Raw genomic sequence first — 17,436 nt, forward strand, 5'->3', positions numbered from 1 at the left:
CTCAGACCGGTACGACGCCCTGCGCCGGGCCGAGGAAGTAGCCGCCGGTGGCGTCGAGCACGTGGCCGGTGATCCACCGGGCGTCCGGCCGGGCCAGCAGCGCCACGGCGTCGGCGATGTCCTCGGGACGGCCGATGCGGCCGAGCGCGGTGACCTCGGTGACGCGCCGCTCGGCGACGCCGTCGTGGTCCTCGCGCAGCCAGGCGTTCATGTCGGTCTCGGTGACGCCCGGGGAGACGGTGTTCACGGTGATGCCGCGCGGGCCGAGCAGCGGGGCGAGGGTGAAGCCGAGCGTGTCCAGCGCGCCCTTGGTCATCGAGTACACGACGTCGGGCAGCGCGATGCGCACGACCGCCGAGGACACGTTGATGATCCGGCCGCCGTCGTTCAGCAGCGGCAGCGCCCGTTCGATCACGAAGTACGGCGCCCGCACGTTCACCGCGAACACCCGGTCGAACTGCTCGGGCGTGACCGAGTTCAGCACTCCGCCCAGGATGGCGGCGTTGTTCACCACGATGTCCAGCCGGTCGTCGCGCAGTCCGTCGAACAGGGCGTCCACGCCGTCCTCGAAGGCGGCCTTGACGGCGTACGCCTGGCCGCCGGCGTGCTCGATCTCGGCGACCGTCTCCTTGGCCAGGTCGTCGTTGGTGGCGTAATGGACGATCACCCGGGCGCCGCCGGCGGCCAGGCGTCGCGCCACGGCCCGTCCGATGCCGCGCGAGGCCCCCGTGACCAGCGCGGTCCTGCCTGCGAACTCACTCAATGCGTGCTCCTTCATCGGTGGAGCTCCATCGTGCGGCGGGGACGCCGCGGGCGTCCAAGACCGGCTGTTATAGCTTCTTGCTATGGATGCCCATATCCGGGATCTGCGGTATTTCGTGGCGGTCGCGGAGGAGTTGAGCTTCACGCGGGCGGCCACCGAGCGGCTGTTCATCTCCCAGCCCTCGCTGAGCAGGCAGATCAGGCAGCTTGAGCTGTCCCTGCGGGCCAGGCTGTTCGACCGCGACCGGCGGACCGTCGCGCTGACCGCCGCCGGGGCCGCGCTGCTGCCGCTGGCCCGGCAGATCATCGAGCAGTGGGAGGACGCGCGGCGCGCGGTGGCCTCGGCGCGCGAGGAGCGCACGCTGACCGTGGGGTTCCAGACGCGGATCGGGCGGGGGCTGGTGCCGTCCATCGTGGAGGCGCTGCCGGGGTGGGAGCTGCGCTTCCGCCAGATCACCTGGGCCGACCCGACCGTGGGGCTGGGCGACGGGCAGGTGGACGTCGCGGTCGCCTGGCTGCCCGTCCCCGGCGACGGCGTCTACGACTGGACGGTGGTGAGCACCGAGGAGCGGTGGGTGGCGCTGCCCGCCGGGCACCGGCTGGCCGGGCGGGCGGAGGTCGGGCTGGCCGAGCTGGCCGGCGAGCCGTTCGTCGCGCTGCCGCGCACGGCGGGGCCGATGCGGGACTTCTGGCTGGCCGCCGACCGGCGCACCGGCCCGGCGCTGGTCGGGGCGGAGGCGGAGACGGCGGAGGAGGCGTTCGAGGTGGTGGCGTCCGGGCGGGCCGTCGCGCTGGTCTCGGCCGGGAACGCCGAGCTCTACCGGCGCGACGACGTGGTGGCGCGGCCGGTGACCGGCCTGCCGCCGAGCAGGCTGGCCATCGTCTGGCGGCGCGACGACCGCAGGCCGTCGGTGCGCGCGCTGGTGCGGGAGTTCGTCCGCTGCCTGTGCGCGTGACGGGTCAGGTCGGAATGGTGGCGCGGGCCTCCTCGACGTGGGCGGCCACGCGGTCGGCGCCGCACGACTTCGCCAGGGCGCGGGCCTCGTCGGCGAGCGCCAGCGCCTCGTCGTGCCGCCCCTGGGCGACCGCGATATGAATCAGCCCGACCTGGTTGGACGCGGCCTCGACCGCGTCCAGTTCACGGTCGGACGCGGCGAGCGCGGCGTCGTCCCCTGCGTAGATCCCGCGTTCGTAGAGCTCCCTGGCCCGCTCGATCCACATTCGCCCGAATGTACGGGAAGTCGAGGCCGTGACCAAGGAGGTGCACGGCGGCTCCGGTCAGCCGCGGGCCCGCGCCGTCGAGGCCCTGACCACCAGCTCCGGCTCGAACAGCAGCTCGTCGGCGGGCACCACGGCCTTGTCGATCTGGGCCACCAGCAGGTCGACGGCGGCCCGGCCCATCGCGTCGATCGGCTGGCGGACCGTGGTCAGCGGCGGCTCGGTGCAGTTCATCAGCGCCGAGTCGTCGAAGCCGATGACCGAGACGTCCCCCGGGACGTCGAGGCCGGCCCGCCTGGCCGCCCGGACCGTGCCGAGCGCGAGCAGGTCGCTGGCGCAGATCACGCCGGTCACGCCCTGCTTGACCAGCCTGGACGCGGCCGCGTGCCCGCCTTCCAGGGAGAACATCGTGTGCTCGACCAGCCGCGGGTCGCCGCCGCGGGCCTGGAACGTCTCCAGCTTGCGCCGGGAGGGCATGTGGTCCTTCGGGCCGAGCACCATGCCGACGCGTTCGTGGCCGAGCGCGCGCAGGTGGGACAGGGCCATCTCGGCGGCCACCACGTCGTCGCAGGAGACCTGCGGGAAGTCCAGCCGCTCGACGGCCGCGTTGACCAGGACGGTCGGCAGCTTGCGCTCGTGCAGCAGCTCGTAGTGGTCGTGCGAGGCGTCGGCCTGCGCGTAGAGGCCGCCGGCGAAGACCACGCCGCTGACCTGCTGCTGGAGCAGCAGATCGACGTAGTCTGCCTCGGAGACGCCGCCGACCGTGCGGGTGCAGAGCACCGAGGTGAATCCCTGCTGGGCCAGCGCGCCGCCGACGACCTCGGCGAAGGCGGGGAAGATCGGGTTCTGCAGCTCGGGGAGCACCAGGCCGACCAGGCGGGCGCGGTCGCCGCGCAACTGGGTGGGACGTTCGTAGCCGAGCACGTCGAGCGCGGTCAGGACGGCCTCGCGGGTGGCGTCGGACACACCCGGCTTGCCGTTGAGCACGCGGCTGACCGTCGCCTCGCTCACCCCGACCTTCTTCGCCACCTCTGCGAGTCGTCGCGTCATGCGCAAACTATACGGCCTCCCGCGCAAACGCTTGCGATCACTTACGTAACCCTCGCCCCCCCTTCCCACTCCCGCCCAGAGCAGCCTTCCCGGCAATTTCGGCGCAGCGGACGGGGGAAATGCGGAGTGCCGCACGACAATGACCAGTCAAATGTTTGCGCAATCACGTCAAGCGGTTGCGAAATCCTGCGTCACAACTCCGCCCTGGACGGCAAGCCTTGCCAGTCGCTCACGCTCGTCATCGCCGCCGCGCTCAGCAGCGCGCCCCGGTGCAGCCGTTCCTGCGGCGTCAGGCCGTCGAGCGCGGCGCTGATGTAACCGGCCGCGAACGCCTCCCCCGCGCCCGCCATGTCCACCACGGGCACCTGCGGGACGGCCACGTCGTAACGCATGCGGTCGGCGCGCACGCTGGCGCCCTTGGCGCCCCGGTCGACCACCACCTCGCGCTCGGGGGTGAGGGCTGGCTTGACCAGGTCCAGCTCGTCTTGGGCGAGGAAGAGCAGGTGGGACCGGCAGGCCAGCTCGCCGAGCACCTCCTCGGCCTCCCGGACCGAGGGCCACAGCTCGGGCACGTAGTCGACGGCGAAGGAGATCATCACCCCGGCCGTCCGCGCCGCGCCCATGGCGGCGTGCACGGCGTCGAGCGCGTCCCTGCCCAGGGCCGCCGTGACGCCCGTCACGTGCAGCATCTTGGCGGCGCCCACCCGGTCCATCGGCACGTTGCCGGGCGACAGCCGGGACCCGGCCGAGCGGGTGCGGTACTGGGCGGTCACCGGCTCGCGGCCGACGCGCACCTCCCTGAGCACCATCCCGGTACGCGCCCCTTCGACCACCCGCACGTCCTCGACGTCCACGCCCTCGCCCTTGAGCACGGTCAGCGCCCTGGCGCCCAGCTCGTCGTCCCCCACCCGGGCGGCGTACGCGCATCGGTGGCCCAGTCTGGACAGGGCGATCACCAGGGTGAACTCGGGGCCGCAGACGTCCAGTCTGGCCTCGTTCTCGTGCCGCACCCGGCCGCTGGAGACCACCCCGAGCGGCTCGCCGAGCGCGTAGACGTCCGTCATGAGCCAGACTGTAGTTGGTCACGACTGCGCGGATTGATTTTTTCGCATAAGTCCTGGTTGGGACCGTGATCAAATATTTTCTGTATCTTTAGCGAACCTTTTCCCCAACTCGTGCCTCAAAGTAGTAGAGGAAGCCGGCGCGCCCCGGTGCCGGCTTCGAGTCGATACGGCGAGAGGAATCAGCACCCTCATGAGAAAGATCGCAGTAGGAATCATCACCGCCTTCGTCGGCGGGGCCATGTTGGTTTCCGGCGCGGGCGCCGCCTCCGCCACCGCGACCAAGCACGCCACCGAACTCAAGATCCGTGACATCACCCCCAACCCGGTCGTGGTGAAGGCCGGCAGCGAGACCACCGCGTACTTCGACATCGGCGCCAGCTCCGACGTCAAGAAGGTCACGCTGAGCGTGGCTCCGGAGGGCGACGTCCGCACCTTCCGTGCCAAGGACGTCAAGGACCTCGAGGGCTGGCGCTTCGCCGTCCCGTTCACCGAGGGCGACTTCGCCGGCAAGTGGAAGGCCACCGCCGTGGCCTTCGACAAGGACAACAAGCAGGTCGCCACCGACTCGGCGTTCTTCGCCGTCGAGATCCAGAAGGGCAAGGCCGACACCCGCATCACGCGCTTCACGGCCGACCCCTACAAGGTCCGTCAGGGCCGCTCGATCTACTTCTCCGGTCGCCTTCAGGTCGATGACGAAGGCTGGGAGGGCCTGCGCGGCGAGAAGGTCAGCGTCTACTACCGCGCCGACGGCTCCAGCGGCTGGAAGTGGGTCGCCTCGGCCAAGACGTCCTGGGGCGGCAAGTTCGCCACCAAGACCCGCGCCTGGAAGAGCGGCACGTTCAAGGCCGTCTTCGAGGGTGACGACGAGCTCAACAGCTCCGAGAGCCGTCGCGACTACGTCAAGGTCTACCGCTCCTGGCACCACCACTGATTGATCGCCGAGGCCCGGTTCCCCTGCGGGGAGCCGGGCCTCCGGCATTTCCGGATTCTTTTGCCGGAGAGGTTTATCGATCAGCGGATCGCCGCATGGACTGACCCATTTGCAAAAGAGGCGGCCAGCCGCCTCGCGGTCCCCGGCGTCGATCCGACAGGAGCCCCCACATGCCCCACCCCCTGATCGCCCTCGTCCTGAGCCTGACGAGCACGTTGGGGGCGGCCCCTTCGGTCCGTTACGAACCCGCCGGCACGGCCCGGGAGCAGCACGCGAGGCAGCTTTTGAAGGACAGCGGCGTGCTGCGCACCCGGCTCGGCGGCGTCCAGGTCGTCGCCCGCGGCTGCGACGCCCCCCGCGCCACCTGGAACGGCGACCGGCGGCGGATCACCATCTGCTACTCGCTGGTGGCCAAGATCGACCGCACGCTCACCGGCATCTCCGAGACGGAGGAGGCCGACCGGCGCACCACCGCCGCCCGCGTGGACGGCGCGCTGGCCGCCCTCTACCACCACCAGCTCGGCCACGCCCTGGCCGCGCTCAACGGCCTGCCCGCCGGCGAGCCGCGGGCCGACCGGTTCGCCGCGCTGACGCTCGCCGCGCGCGACGGCGGCCACGTGGTGGCCGCCGCCGAGGCCCGCCACCTGCTGGCCGCCCACACCCACGCCGACCACCTGTCGGGAACGGCCGCCGCCGCCACGTTCGCCTGCCTCCTGTACGGCGCCGACCCCGTCAAGTACGCCCGCATCGCCAAGGGCGGCTGGGTGCCGGCCCAGCGCGTCCCGTCGTGCCGCGCCGAGTACGAGCGGGCCAGGGCGGAACTGGGGTCGCTGGCCGTGAAAGTCGGGGCCTGAGGGGTACGTCCGGATGTATGGCTGAGGAGCTGCTCAGGGACTTCGACCCGTTCGACATCTTCGACACCGAGGCGGCCCGGCTCGACCGGTTCTTCGACGGGCTCGACGAGGCGGGCTGGGCGCGTCCGTCCCGCTGCGCCGGGTGGTCGGTGCGCGACGTGCTGGCCCATCTGGCGGGTGAGGAGGCGTACAACCACGCCTGTCTCGACGGCACCGTGCAGGAGCTGCTGACCCGGGTGGCCGCCGAGGGGGTGACCGGGTTCAACGACTTCAACGAGTGGACCGTACGGCAGCGCCGCGACCTGCCCGTCGAGGAGGTGCTCCAGGAGTGGCGCACCAAGAACGGCGAGACGCGCGAGCGTATGCGCGCCCTCGGCCCCGACGCGCTGATCGACACGGCGGCGGGCCCGTACCCGGTGGGGTTGCAGACCTTCCACTACGACTCCGAGTACGCCACCCACGCCGACGACGTCGGCGCGCCGGTGGCGCAGGAGGAGATCGACGACCGGACGTTCTGGCGGGTCGCCGTCGGGCGGTTCGTGCTGGCCGAGCAGGAGTCGAGGGCTCAGGTGGAGCAGACGGCCGAGCAGATCTGGGTGAGCGTCGACCAGGGCAGCGCGTCGTTGTCGTACCCGGAGTTCGTGGAGGCCACCGTGGGGCGGCTGCCGACCGACGGGCTCGACCCGCGGGTCGCCGCCGCGCTGCGGTGCCTGGCCTGAGAGGAGAGCGGGATGTGGCTGCGCAACCGTGCGGGCACCGAGCCGGTGACGGCGCGCAGCCCGCTGCGCGCCAGGCGGGCCCTGTCGTGGATCGCCCTGGTGGTCGCCGCGGCCGCGGCGGTCTTCTTCGTGATCCGCGCGATGGCCACGGGTGAGCAGGTGTGGGTCTGGGAGGCCGCCCTGGCCGCCGCGGTGGCCGTGGTGGCCGCCGTGGACCTGGCGGTGCTCAGACGCCGGCGCGCCGGGCCGTCGGGCGGCGGGTCAGGTAGTGAGCACGGCCGGTGAGAAGGCGGGCACGGCCGGTCAGGTGGTGAGCACGGCCGGTCAGGTGGTGAGCACGGTGGGTCAGGTCGTGAGCACGGCGGGTCACGTGGTGAGCACGGCCAGCAGGAGCAGCAGGATCACCGCGGCGGCCACCCCGAAGATGATCCAGACATGGGTCAGCGCCCACACTCGCAGCCGGTCACCGTAGGCCTGCGGGTAGTCGATGCCGTCGGACTCGATCTTGTTGATCGCCGCCACGCGCCGGGCCAGTTCGGGGTCGTCCCGTTCGAGCCCCTGCTCGATCTCAGCGAGGATGCGGCGTTCCCTTCCAGAGAGACCCATCGCGATCACCATTGCTCCCACGCCGGTGAAAGCCTTGTACCCACCGGTAGCCCCGGCATGCCCGCCCGGCGCCTCCTTGGCGTGACATGCCGAAACCCCCGGCCGTTCCGGCCGGAAGGCGCGGAACGGACGGGGGCGGGTCAAGCCTTGGCTGTCATTTCTTGCCGTAACGCTGGTTGAAGCGCTCGACGCGGCCCTCGGTGTCGAGGACGCGGCTGCGGCCGGTGTAGAACGGGTGGCTGGCCGACGACACGTCGACGTCCACGACCGGGTAGGTCCTGCCGTCCTCCCACTCGACGGTCCTGCTGCTCGTCAGGGTCGAGCGGGTGAGGATGGCGAAGCCGGCGCTCGGGTCGCGGAAGACGACCGGACGGTACGAGGGGTGCAGGTTCTTCTTCATGCCCCTCTCAACCCGGTGGCAATGGTTTTCATTCCCTCGCTTCCGGGTCCATCCCGAGCACGGTCCGGCCGCCGTCCACGGGGATCGTCGCCCCGTTGACGAACGAGGCGTCCGGCGAGAGCAGGTGCGCCACGACCGCGGCCACCTCGCCGGGGAAGGCGACCCGGCCGAGGGGGTGCACCCTGGCCATCTCGCGCTCGACGTCCACCACCTCGTCCGCGGTCCTGGAGGCCAGGAAGTCCTCGTAACGCTCGGTGGCCACCGAGCCGGGCGCGACGGCGTTGACCCTGATGCCGTACCGGCCGTACTCGACGGCCAGCGACCTGGTCAGGCCCTCGGTCGCGGCCTTCGCGGTGGCATAGGGCAGGCTGCCGGGAACCGCCCGCGTGGCCTGGTGGGAGGTGACGTTGACGATCGCGCCCGGCGTGCCCGCCGCGAGGAAGCGGCGGACGGCGACCGCGCAGCCCACCAGCGCCAGGTCCAGGTTGGCCGCGATCAGCTGCCTGACCTCGGCGATCGGGGCGTCGTGCACGGAGGCGTCCCGGAAGATCGCCGCGTTGTTGACCCAGCCCGCCAGCGTGCCGGCCTCCTCGGCCCGGTCGGCGGCCCAGGAGACCAGTTCCTCGTCGGCCGCGTCGCCCACCACGGGGATGACGCGCGGGCCCGTCCAGGACAGCGAGCCGCCGTCGCGGTCGATGACGACGACGGTGTCCTTCTCCCCCAGGAGCCGCTGGACCACGGCCTTCCCGATGCCACGCCCGCCGCCGGTCACCACGTAGGAAAGACTCATGCGTCCGACGCTACTCGCTCCCGGAGTGACCCTTCTCACCGTATTTCCGGCTGGTGAACGGGAACGAACCAGGACGTGATCGCCGTATCCGGTCCGAGGTCGCCGGCCCGCGTGGTCGGGGCGCTCGCGATCACGCAGACGGCCGGCTACGGCGTGCTCTACTACGCGTTCTCGGTGTTCATCCCGCCGATGGCCCGCGACCTGCGGACCGGGGTCGCCCAGCTCACCGGCGCGATCACGGTGTCGGTGCTGGTGTCCGCGCTGGTCGCGCCCTTCGTCGGACGCCTGCTCGACCGGCACGGCGGGCGCGCGCTGATGACGGCCGGGTCGCTGCTGGGCGGGCTCGCGGTGCTCGCCTGGTCGCAGGTGCGCACCGTGACGCAGCTCTACCTGGCGTGCGCGGCGCTCGGGATCGCCTCGGCCATGGTGCTCTACGAGGCCGCCTTCGCGGTGATCGTCGCCGGTTTCGACCCGGCCCGGCGGGCGCGCGCGCTGCTCGCCGTGACGGTGGTGGCCGGGTTCGCCTCCAGCATCTTCCTGCCGCTGACGGGGTTCCTCGTGGACCGGTACGGCTGGCGGCAGGCGCTGGTCGTCCTGGCCGCCGGGTACACGCTGACGGCCGTGCCGCTGCACGCGCTGGCCGTGCGGGGGCGGGGGACGTCCGCGCCGCCGGCCCGGCGTCGCGCGATCGTCGGCTCCGCGCTGCGCGAACGGCCGTTCTGGCTGCTGGTGGCCGCCTTCCTGGCCCAGACGGGCGCGGTGGCGGTCATGGGGGTGCTGCTGGTGACGTACCTGATCGCGCTCGGGCATCCGCCGCTGTTCGCGGCGAGCGTGGCCGGGCTGCTCGGCGTGTTGTCGGTGACCGGGCGGCTGGTCACGACGGGGCTGCAGAGCAGGTGGCCGGTGGCGCTGGTCACGGCGGCGATGTTCGCCGTCCAGGGGGTGGCCGCGCTGCTGCTGCCGCTGGCGGGCGACAGCGCGGCCGGGGCGGTGGCCGGGGTGGTGCTGTTCGGGCTGGGGTTCGGGGTGGCCACGATCGCCCGTCCCGCCCTGCTGGCCGACCGGTACGGCACGGCCGCGTACGCGACGCTGAGTGGCGCGCTCGCCCTGCCCGTCACGGTGTCCAAGGCCGTGGCCCCGCTGCTGTCGGCGGCGGTGGCGCAGGTCGCCGGATACCCGGCGGTGATGGCCTCGGTGGCGGCGGCCTGCGTGCTCGGAGCGCTCTCGCTGGTGGCCTACGATCGGTACGGGCGGGCGCCGGAGCGACAGGCCGCGTTGCCAGCCGAGCCGACCTGAGACCCGCGGTCCGCCGTCGGCGGAACTGACGGAACGTCGGCCGACGACCACGTAAGGTAGCCGCATGGATACCCCCACCGAGGCTCTCCACCGCGTCTTCGGTTACGACTCGTTCAGGGCGGGTCAGCAGGAGATCATCGACCACGTCGTCGGCGGCGGCGACGCGCTGGTGCTCATGCCCACCGGCGGCGGCAAGTCGCTGTGCTACCAGATCCCCGCGCTCGTGCGCCCCGGGGTGGGGGTCGTCGTCTCGCCGCTGATCGCGCTCATGCAGGACCAGGTCGACGCGCTGCGCGCGCTCGGCGTGCGGGCCGGTTTCCTCAACTCCACCCAGGACTTCGACGAGCGTCAGCTCGTGGAGGCGGAGTTCCTGGCCGGCGAGCTCGACCTGCTCTACCTCGCCCCCGAGCGGCTGCGCGTCGAGGCCACGATGCGGCTGCTGGCCAAGGGCGAGATCTCGTTGTTCGCCATCGACGAGGCCCACTGCGTGGCGCAGTGGGGCCACGACTTCCGCCCCGACTACCTCGCCCTGTCGGAGCTGCGCGAGCGCTGGCCGCAGGTGCCGCGCATCGCGCTGACCGCCACCGCCACCCCGGCCACCCACGCCGAGATCTCCACCCGGCTCGGCCTCGACCAGGCCCGCCATTTCGTGGCCGGCTTCGACCGGCCCAACATCCAATACCGCATCACGTCCAAGAGCGACCCCAAGCGGCAGCTTCTCGACTTCCTGCGCACCGAGCACCCGGGCGACTCCGGCATCGTCTACTGCCTGTCGCGCTCGTCGGTGGAGAAGATCGCCGCGTTCCTGACCGACCACGGCATCGCCGCGGTGCCCTACCACGCGGGCCTCGACGCCCGCACCCGCGCCGCCCACCAGTCCCGCTTCCTGCGGGAGGACGGGCTGATCGTGGTGGCCACCATCGCGTTCGGCATGGGCATCGACAAGCCCGACGTGCGTTTCGTCGCCCACCTCGACCTGCCCAAGTCGGTCGAGGGCTACTACCAGGAGACCGGCCGCGCCGGGCGCGACGGCCTGCCCGCGACCGCCTGGATGGCCTACGGCCTGCAAGACGTCGTTCAGCACCGGCGCATGGCCCTGGAGGGCGACGAGGCCCACCGCCGCCGCCAGGTCCTCCACCTCGACGCCATGCTGGCGCTGTGCGAGACCGCCGGCTGCCGCCGGGTCATGCTGCTCGACTACTTCGGGCAGAAGAGCGCCGAACCCTGCGGCAACTGCGACACCTGCCAGAGCCCGCCCGAGTCCTGGGACGGCACGATCGCCGCCCAGAAGGTGCTGTCCACCGTGCTGCGGCTGAAGCGGGAGCGCGGCCAGAAGTTCGGCGTCGGGCAGGTGGTCGACATCCTGCTCGGCAAGAAGACGGCCAAGGTGCTCCAGCACGGCCACGACTCGCTGTCCGTCTTCGGCGTGGGCACCGACCTGGGCAACGCCGAGTGGCACGGCGTGGTCCGGCAACTGCTGGCGCAGGGCCTGCTCGCGGTGGAGTCCGACCACGGCACGCTGGTGCTCACCGACGCCAGCGCCGACGTGCTGCGCGGGCAGCGGGAGGTGCCGTTGCGCCGCGACACGGCCCGTCCGGCGTCCCGGGCGTCCAGGTCGTCGTCCGGGTCGTCCGGGGCGAAGGGCCAGCCGGCCGCCGAGCTGCCCGCCGAGGCGGTGCCGCTGTTCGAGCGGCTGCGGGCCTGGCGGGGCGCGGTCGCCAAGGAGCAGGGCGTGCCCGCGTACGTCATCTTCCACGACGCCACGCTGCGGGAGATCGCCACGTCGTCGCCGTCCTCGCTGGCGGAGCTGAGCAGGGTCAACGGGGTCGGGGAGAACAAACTCGCCAAATACGGAGAGCAGGTCCTGGAAGTGGTTGGGGCGGCGGGCACAGAAGACGCCTGACGCCGTCCCGGTCAGCCCCGTCCGGGTCCGCTTGGCGTTGGGCGGGCCACGGTTCGGGGTGATGGCGACGGCCGCACGAAGAACGGTCGTCGCCATCACGCTGGCCGACCTGGTCGAGGCGCGTGGCCCGCGACCGGCCGGACGGATCCGGGCCCCGGTGTCCCTCTTTGATCGTACGGGGTGCCGCCGCCGGGTGGGGGGCCGGTCATGCCGTCAGTTCGGGTCGCGGCCGAGGTAGGCGAGAAGGTGGTCCTGGGCGGTGCCCAGCGGGGGCGGCCGCAGCCGGGCGGCGAACCGGAACGGGCGGTCCTCGTCGGTGACGAAGAGCTGGGCCAGGTCCAGCAGCTCTTCGGCGAGGGCGTGCGGGATCGGGCGGCGTTCGCCGCAGGCCCGCGCGATGTCCCAGCCGTGCACGGTGATCTCGATGGCGCCCGCCGCGGCCACCATCGGCGTCGTCATGGGCACGTTCCCCACCGCGATCATCCCGGCCCGGATCGTTCCCGTCCACGTGTCGAGCACCTCCGTCGCGCCGTCCCTGAGCAGCAGCGCCGGGTTCCCGGACGCCGGCCCGCCGACCGGCACCGGCCTGCGGGCGGTGGCGATGCGGCCGAGCGCGGCCTCGTTCAGGGCCTCGAAGGAGTCCTGCATGTGGTCCAGGAGCTCCTGGAGGTTCCAGCGGGAGCACGGGGTGGGCCGGCACAGGACGTGTGGGCTCACCACGCGCAGGCTGCCCAAGGTGTAGTGGATGGCCCGCTCCAGCAACGCCACCCCTGCCGTCAATGCCCGTGCCCGTTCGTCCATGTCGCCTCCTCGATACATACAGACCTTGAGGGAAGCGGAAAATCATCGGCCCTGGCGACGAAGTGCCGTTCACGCCCGGCGGGCAGAGCGGATGGGCCGGGCCTTCCAGCGGTCGCCGGCGGCGGCACGATGACGCCGTAAGGGGGCGCCGGGAGGAGCGCGAGTGCGGGCTTCTGGTGCGGCGGCCAGATCGTCCTGGATCGGCAAGGAGCGGGTGCCGCTGGTCGGGCCTGGTGCTCCCCCGTTGGAACCTTTCGGGCGGGTGGGGGGTAGGTGAGGGCATGAGGAAGATGGCGGTGTTTGCGGTGGCGGCGCTTCTGGCGGGGGCCGGGTGTGCGACGGCCGGGGGTTCCGGGACGGCGACGGGGGCAAGTGGCGGCGCCGGGTCCTCGTACGGAGGTGAGGGCGGCGCCGGGTCCTCGGTGAGCGCGTCTTCGGGCATCACGCCGAGCGGAGACGGGAGCGGGCCCTCAAGCCCGACCCCCGACGCCACTCCGCCCGCCGCCTCCGGCCCGACCGCCGACGCCACCCCTACCGCCGCCTCCGGCCCGAGCACCGGTGCCGGCCCCCTCCCCAGCCCGAGCCTGACCCCAACCGCCACCCTGAGCATCGACGCCCGCCCGAGCCCTGGTGCCGGTGGCGGGAGGGGGAGGTCGAATGCGGGGGCGGGGTGCCGGGGGGCGTTGGTAGGTGGCGGGAGTGGGTTTCCGGAGGTGCGGGGGGTGTCGGCGGACGCCGAGGTGTGGGGGTTGTTGTTCGTGTCCGGGCTGCCGCTTCGCCGGCAGGAGACCATCAAGATCGTGTGGCGGATGACCGGGGACGGGCCGCTGACGGTCAGGGCGTCCCTTCCTGACGGCACCGCCGCCCGTCTCGCATGGGGGCCCGAGGAGCACGGCGGGTCGTCCTGGCACCGGCCGGGGGACGAGTGGGGCACCGGGCTCGTCTTCCCCAAGCCCGGCTGCTGGAAGATCGAGCTCAGCCGCGCCCACGGCAAGGGTCACCTCTGGCTACCGGTCGCCCAGCAGCCCCCGACACCCCGCCGCACGAACCACCGCTGACTTCCAGCCCCCCACCGCACGCGCCGCCCTGGCTATCGGTCGGCCAGCGCCCGGTCCACGAAGGTCTGGACGTCGGTGAGGACCTCGTCCCGGTTGGTCTCGTTGAAGACCTCGTGACGGGCGCCGGCGTAGATGCGTTCGGTCAGGTCGGTGCCCTTGACCGCCTCCACCCCGGCCCGGCTGCCGTCCAGCGGTACGAGCTGGTCGTCGTCGCCGTGCACCCACAACGTGGGCAGGGCGCCGAACGTGCCGCCCTTGGCGATCGTGTCCAGCATCGCGGCGAACGCCTCCACCGTGGCCCGCTTGAACGGCCCGTGCCAGACCAGCGGGTCGTCGGCGTACGCCGCCCCCACCGACGGATCGCGGGAGAGCGTGGCCGGGTCGATGGGGATGTCGGGCAGCTCGTCGAGCGCCATCAGCGCGGGGATGACCGCCCACTCGCCGATCACCGGGCCCGACAGCACCAGCGCGGTCAGGCCCTCGGCGTAGCGCTGGGCGTACCGGGCGGCGATCATGCCGCCCATGGAGTGGCCGATCAGCACGACCGGGACGCCCGGGTGGTCGGCCTTGGCGCGCTCCTCGACGGTGTGCACGTCGGTGACGACGTCCTCGAAGTCCTCGACGAGCACGCGTTCGCCCGCCGACCTGCCGTGGCCCATGTGGTCGAGCCCGTAGACGGCGGCGCCGTGCCGGACGAGACGGTCGGCCACGTACTCGTAGCGGCCGATGTGCTCGCCGTATCCGTGGACCAGGAGGGCGAGGTAGCGGGGCCGGCCGTGCGGCCATTCGCGGACGACGTTCAGCCCCCGCGTGCCGGTGAAGGTGTGCTCTCTCGACTCGGCCATGAACTTCCTCTCCCATCCAGCCACGACGTCCGAAAACCGCTGACTTCCGCGGGCGCGCCGGTGTTGTAGAGAGTATGGACATCCACACCACCATCGACAGTCCGCTGGGCGAGATTCTGCTCGTCGGCGACGGCGCGGGACGGCTGACCCGCGTGTCGTTCGACGTGGGCGCGCCGCCCGGACGCCGGGAGCCGGCCGCGTTCGAGGAGGCCGAACGACAGCTCGGCGAGTACTTCGCGGGCGGGCGCACCTCGTTCGACCTGCCCCTGGCCGCCCGCGGGACGGCGTTCCAGCAGCGGGTGTGGGCGCAGGTGGCGGCGCTGCCGTACGGGACGACGACGAGCTACGGCGAGCTGACCGCCCGCGCCGGCGTGGCGCGGGACCGGGTCCGCGCGGTCGGCGCCGCGATCGGCGCGAACCCGCTGCTCGTCGTGGTCCCCTGCCACCGGGTGGTCGCCGCGGACGGCGCGCTGACCGGCTACGCGGGCGGCCTGGAACGCAAGTGCGACCTGCTCACCCTCGAAGGCGTCCTGCAGCCGCAGCTCTGGAGCGTGTCGTCATGACGCCGCAGGTCGATGGGGCCGACTGGGAGCGGCTGGCCGGGGAGCTCGACGCCCACGGCTGCGCGCTGACGCCCAGGCTGCTCTCGCCCGGGGAGTGCGCGGAGATCTCCGGCCTGTACGACGAGGCCGGCCGGTTCCGCTCGACGGTCGACATGGCCCGTCACCGGTTCGGCTCCGGCCAGTACCGGTACTTCCGCCGGCCGTTCCCGACGCTGGTCGAGGAGTTGCGGGCGGCGTTCTATCCCCGCCTGCTGCCGATCGCCCGCGACTGGGCGGCCCGGCTGGGGCAGCCCGCGCCCTGGCCGGACGACTTCGGCGAGTGGCTGGACATGTGCCACGCGGCGGGACAGACCAAGCCGACCCCCATCCTGCTGCGCTACCGGGAGAACGACTGGAACGCGCTCCACCGCGACCTGTACGGCGACCTGGTGTTCCCGCTGCAGGTCGTCATCGGGCTCGACCGGCCCGGCGAGGACTACACCGGGGGCGAGTTCCTGCTGGTGGAGCAGCGGCCGAGGGCCCAGTCGCGGGGCACGGTGACCGCGCTGCCGCAGGGGCACGGGCTGATCTTCACCACCCGCGACCGGCCGGTGCGCTCCTCGCGCGGCTGGTCGGCCTCGCCGGTGCGGCACGGGGTCAGCACCGTGCGTTCGGGGCTGCGGCACACCCTCGGCCTGGTCCTGCACGACGCGACATGACGGACCGGCGCACAACCGAGCGCACGACCGAGCGCACGACCGAGCGCACGACCGAGCGATCAGACGAACAGACGGCCGGGCGACCGGACGGACAGACGGCCGAGCTGGAGGCGCTGCTCGCCCTCGTCCGGGCCCAGCGCCCACGGGCAGGCGCCGTCGTCGTCGGCCACGGCCGGGACGGCGCCCGCCTGGCCGAGGCGTTCGCCGACGCCTGGGACGGGACGGTGCTCGCGGTGGTCGCCTGGCCGGAGACGGCGGCGTCGTGGCTGCGCCAGGCCAGGCGGTTCACGGCGGGTGAACCGGACGCCTGGGTGGTCGCGGGCGCGCCGGCCGGATGGGCCGGGATGAGCGAGCGCCTGCGCCGCAGCACCGACTGGGATCCGCGCCGGACGTACGGTTCGGCGGCCACGGCCCGCGCGGGCGCCCTGGCCGCTCCTGGGACACTGGAAGGCATGCGCGGAGCCGACACCGACGGCACAACATGGCGAATAGGCCGAAACCTGATATATCGGGACCCGAGATGATCCCTCTACCCATGCGGGAGATCGCCCCGGGCGCGGTGCACGTCCCGGGCTGGCTGTCCCTCGTCGAGCAGCAGGACCTGGTGCGCGCCTGCCGGGCGTGGGCGACCGGCCCGGTGCCGATCCGGCACACCGTGCTGCCCGGCGGCGGCGTGATGTCGGTGCGGACGGTGTGCGTCGGCTGGCACTGGCAGCCGTACCGGTACACGCGTCTGGCGCACGACGTGAACGGGCGGCGGGTCGCCGCGTTCCCCACGTGGCTCGGCAACCTCGGCCGCCGCGCGCTGGCCGACGCCTACGGCCGCCCGGACGACGGCTACGACCCCGACACCGCGCTGGTCAACTTCTACGACGGCCAGGCCAGGATGGGCATGCACCAGGACAAGGACGAGCGCTCCGACGCCCCGGTGGTGTCGCTGAGCGTCGGCGACACGTGCCTGTTCCGCTTCGGCAACACCGAGACGCGCGGGAAGCCGTACACCGACGTGGAGCTGGCCTCGGGTGACCTGTTCGTGTTCGGCGGCGCGTCCCGCTTCGCCTATCACGGCGTGCCGAAGGTCTACCCGGGCACCGGCGACCCGGCCACCGGCCTGGCCGCCGGGCGCCTCAACGTGACGATGCGGGTGACGGGTCTTCGATGAAGTAGTCGAACTGGTCGTCGGTGAGGGTGCGGCGCAGGATGCGCAGGACCTTGCCCGGGTCGTCGTGCGGGCCCGGGGTGTAGAAGGGCTTGCCGTCGCGGCCGAAGGTGATGGCCGAGCCGCCCTCCCACTTGCCCAGCAGGTCGCTGACCGGCGAGAAGTCCTCGTGGGGCTCGAAGCCGAGGGTGCGGGCGTAGTCGATCGAGCCGAAGACCAGGTGCTGGGCCAGCTCGATCGGCACCTCCTGGTAGCCCGCGTACTCGCCGAAGAAGTATTCGCGGAACCTGCGCAGGTCGCGCTCGTCGAGCACGTCCGGGCCGATGGTGTTCTTGATGCCGAGGCAGTAGACGTCGGCGAGGTAGCCGGCGACGGTCATCCGGTCCCAGGTGTGGCGGCGGGCGACCAGCACGCACACCATGCCGCCGGCGCCGGACTCCGGGGCCTCGTCGACCCAGCCCTTGGCCGGGTCGACGCCCAGCCCGGCGCTCCAGCCGACGTTCATCCAGCAGCCGACCACCTCGGGCTCGGCCGACGTCACGTTCTCGGCGGCGATGGCGCGCACGAGGGGCGCGACGACCGACGGCGACACCTTGAGCGCCCGGGCGATCTCCTTGGGAGACCTGCCCTGGGCGCGCAGCTCGCGTACCTGATCCTTCAACTCCACACGCGGCAGCCTAGCGCCCGGCGTCCCGTCAGGCGGACAGGTCGCGGGCGAG

22 protein-coding genes are annotated in these 17,436 nt (G+C 72.5%); 12 read left to right on the forward strand and 10 right to left on the reverse strand.

Annotated features, from left to right (window positions below):
- Position 1: 1 nt before the first annotated feature.
- On the reverse strand, positions 2 to 763 hold the full coding sequence (locus AB0J76_RS08070) for an SDR family oxidoreductase (RefSeq protein ID WP_352320098.1): 762 nt from the start codon (positions 761 to 763) through the stop codon (positions 2 to 4).
- 82 nt (positions 764 to 845) lie between these two features.
- Here AB0J76_RS08070 and AB0J76_RS08075 point away from each other — a divergent pair, with 82 nt between their 5' ends.
- On the forward strand, positions 846 to 1,718 hold the full coding sequence (locus tag AB0J76_RS08075) for a LysR family transcriptional regulator (protein ID WP_352320096.1): 873 nt from the start codon (positions 846 to 848) through the stop codon (positions 1,716 to 1,718).
- Positions 1,719 to 1,722: 4 nt separating this feature from the next.
- Here AB0J76_RS08075 and AB0J76_RS08080 read toward each other — a convergent pair whose 3' ends face one another.
- The 3 genes from AB0J76_RS08080 to AB0J76_RS08090 form a co-directional block, all read right to left on the reverse strand.
- Entirely contained in the window at positions 1,723 to 1,983 is a 261-nt protein-coding gene (locus AB0J76_RS08080; protein ID WP_352320094.1) for a hypothetical protein, read from the reverse strand.
- A gap of 57 nt (positions 1,984 to 2,040) precedes the next feature.
- Positions 2,041 to 3,030 (reverse strand): LacI family DNA-binding transcriptional regulator, encoded by a 990-nt coding sequence (locus tag AB0J76_RS08085; protein WP_352320092.1) that lies wholly within the window; start codon positions 3,028 to 3,030, stop codon positions 2,041 to 2,043.
- A 191-nt stretch (positions 3,031 to 3,221) separates the two neighbouring features.
- Positions 3,222 to 4,094: a PfkB family carbohydrate kinase gene (locus tag AB0J76_RS08090; RefSeq protein ID WP_352320090.1), complete on the reverse strand. Its 873-nt coding sequence runs from the start codon at positions 4,092 to 4,094 to the stop codon at positions 3,222 to 3,224.
- Positions 4,095 to 4,284: 190 nt separating this feature from the next.
- Between AB0J76_RS08090 and AB0J76_RS08095 the strand changes: the two genes are divergently transcribed.
- From AB0J76_RS08095 to AB0J76_RS08110, 4 genes are all read left to right on the forward strand, one after another.
- Positions 4,285 to 5,025 (forward strand): hypothetical protein, encoded by a 741-nt coding sequence (locus tag AB0J76_RS08095; protein WP_352320088.1) that lies wholly within the window; start codon positions 4,285 to 4,287, stop codon positions 5,023 to 5,025.
- A gap of 170 nt (positions 5,026 to 5,195) precedes the next feature.
- Positions 5,196 to 5,879: a DUF4344 domain-containing metallopeptidase gene (locus AB0J76_RS08100; protein WP_352320087.1), complete on the forward strand. Its 684-nt coding sequence runs from the start codon at positions 5,196 to 5,198 to the stop codon at positions 5,877 to 5,879.
- Positions 5,880 to 5,896: 17 nt separating this feature from the next.
- Positions 5,897 to 6,598 (forward strand): maleylpyruvate isomerase family mycothiol-dependent enzyme, encoded by a 702-nt coding sequence (locus AB0J76_RS08105; RefSeq protein ID WP_352320085.1) that lies wholly within the window; start codon positions 5,897 to 5,899, stop codon positions 6,596 to 6,598.
- Positions 6,599 to 6,610: 12 nt separating this feature from the next.
- On the forward strand, positions 6,611 to 6,883 hold the full coding sequence (locus AB0J76_RS08110; protein ID WP_352320084.1) for a DUF6343 family protein: 273 nt from the start codon (positions 6,611 to 6,613) through the stop codon (positions 6,881 to 6,883).
- 81 nt (positions 6,884 to 6,964) lie between these two features.
- On the opposite strand, the gene AB0J76_RS08115 is transcribed toward AB0J76_RS08110, so the two are convergent.
- The 3 genes from AB0J76_RS08115 to AB0J76_RS08125 all read right to left on the reverse strand — a co-directional run bounded on the left by AB0J76_RS08115 (position 6,965) and on the right by AB0J76_RS08125 (position 8,394).
- Positions 6,965 to 7,204, reverse strand: coding sequence for a DUF3040 domain-containing protein (locus AB0J76_RS08115; protein WP_352320082.1), 240 nt, complete (start codon positions 7,202 to 7,204; stop codon positions 6,965 to 6,967).
- 154 nt (positions 7,205 to 7,358) lie between these two features.
- Positions 7,359 to 7,604, reverse strand: a complete 246-nt coding sequence (locus tag AB0J76_RS08120) for a type B 50S ribosomal protein L31 (RefSeq protein WP_352320080.1) — start codon at positions 7,602 to 7,604, stop codon at positions 7,359 to 7,361.
- A 28-nt stretch (positions 7,605 to 7,632) separates the two neighbouring features.
- Positions 7,633 to 8,394 (reverse strand): SDR family oxidoreductase, encoded by a 762-nt coding sequence (locus AB0J76_RS08125; RefSeq protein WP_352320078.1) that lies wholly within the window; start codon positions 8,392 to 8,394, stop codon positions 7,633 to 7,635.
- A gap of 75 nt (positions 8,395 to 8,469) precedes the next feature.
- On the opposite strand from AB0J76_RS08125, the gene AB0J76_RS08130 reads away from it, so the two are divergent.
- Positions 8,470 to 9,690: an MFS transporter gene (locus AB0J76_RS08130; RefSeq protein WP_352320076.1), complete on the forward strand. Its 1,221-nt coding sequence runs from the start codon at positions 8,470 to 8,472 to the stop codon at positions 9,688 to 9,690.
- A 64-nt stretch (positions 9,691 to 9,754) separates the two neighbouring features.
- A complete protein-coding gene (gene recQ / locus AB0J76_RS08135) occupies positions 9,755 to 11,593 on the forward strand; it encodes a DNA helicase RecQ (protein ID WP_352320074.1) in 1,839 nt (612 codons plus the stop codon).
- Positions 11,594 to 11,806: 213 nt separating this feature from the next.
- On the opposite strand, the gene AB0J76_RS08140 is transcribed toward recQ, so the two are convergent.
- The gene (locus AB0J76_RS08140) at positions 11,807 to 12,394 is read right to left on the reverse strand and encodes a TIGR03086 family metal-binding protein (protein ID WP_352320072.1); all 588 of its coding nucleotides are present in this window, start codon (positions 12,392 to 12,394) and stop codon (positions 11,807 to 11,809) included.
- A 722-nt stretch (positions 12,395 to 13,116) separates the two neighbouring features.
- On the opposite strand from AB0J76_RS08140, the gene AB0J76_RS08145 reads away from it, so the two are divergent.
- A complete protein-coding gene (locus AB0J76_RS08145; RefSeq protein WP_352320070.1) occupies positions 13,117 to 13,452 on the forward strand; it encodes a hypothetical protein in 336 nt (111 codons plus the stop codon).
- 32 nt (positions 13,453 to 13,484) lie between these two features.
- Here AB0J76_RS08145 and AB0J76_RS08150 read toward each other — a convergent pair whose 3' ends face one another.
- Entirely contained in the window at positions 13,485 to 14,297 is an 813-nt protein-coding gene (locus AB0J76_RS08150; protein ID WP_352320068.1) for a lysophospholipase, read from the reverse strand.
- A gap of 74 nt (positions 14,298 to 14,371) precedes the next feature.
- On the opposite strand from AB0J76_RS08150, the gene AB0J76_RS08155 reads away from it, so the two are divergent.
- Genes AB0J76_RS08155 through AB0J76_RS08170 form a run of 4 tightly spaced genes read left to right on the forward strand, consistent with a single transcriptional unit; the run spans position 14,372 to position 16,720 of the window.
- Entirely contained in the window at positions 14,372 to 14,860 is a 489-nt protein-coding gene (locus tag AB0J76_RS08155) for a methylated-DNA--[protein]-cysteine S-methyltransferase (RefSeq protein ID WP_352320066.1), read from the forward strand.
- Positions 14,857 to 15,558: a 2OG-Fe(II) oxygenase gene (locus AB0J76_RS08160; protein ID WP_352320064.1), complete on the forward strand. Its 702-nt coding sequence runs from the start codon at positions 14,857 to 14,859 to the stop codon at positions 15,556 to 15,558. The genes AB0J76_RS08155 and AB0J76_RS08160 overlap by 4 nt, the downstream gene beginning before the upstream one ends.
- Positions 15,555 to 16,082, forward strand: a complete 528-nt coding sequence (locus tag AB0J76_RS08165) for a hypothetical protein (RefSeq protein ID WP_352320062.1) — start codon at positions 15,555 to 15,557, stop codon at positions 16,080 to 16,082. Before AB0J76_RS08160 ends, AB0J76_RS08165 begins: the two co-directional genes overlap by 4 nt.
- Positions 16,079 to 16,720: an alpha-ketoglutarate-dependent dioxygenase AlkB gene (locus AB0J76_RS08170; RefSeq protein ID WP_352320060.1), complete on the forward strand. Its 642-nt coding sequence runs from the start codon at positions 16,079 to 16,081 to the stop codon at positions 16,718 to 16,720. The genes AB0J76_RS08165 and AB0J76_RS08170 overlap by 4 nt, the downstream gene beginning before the upstream one ends.
- Here AB0J76_RS08170 and AB0J76_RS08175 read toward each other — a convergent pair.
- A complete protein-coding gene (locus AB0J76_RS08175) occupies positions 16,686 to 17,384 on the reverse strand; it encodes a helix-turn-helix domain-containing protein (RefSeq protein WP_352320058.1) in 699 nt (232 codons plus the stop codon). The genes AB0J76_RS08170 and AB0J76_RS08175 overlap by 35 nt on opposite strands.
- Positions 17,385 to 17,436 lie beyond the last annotated feature (52 nt).

The organism is Nonomuraea sp. NPDC049624 (genome assembly GCF_040675255.1).
Taxonomy (GTDB): domain Bacteria; phylum Actinomycetota; class Actinomycetes; order Streptosporangiales; family Streptosporangiaceae; genus Nonomuraea.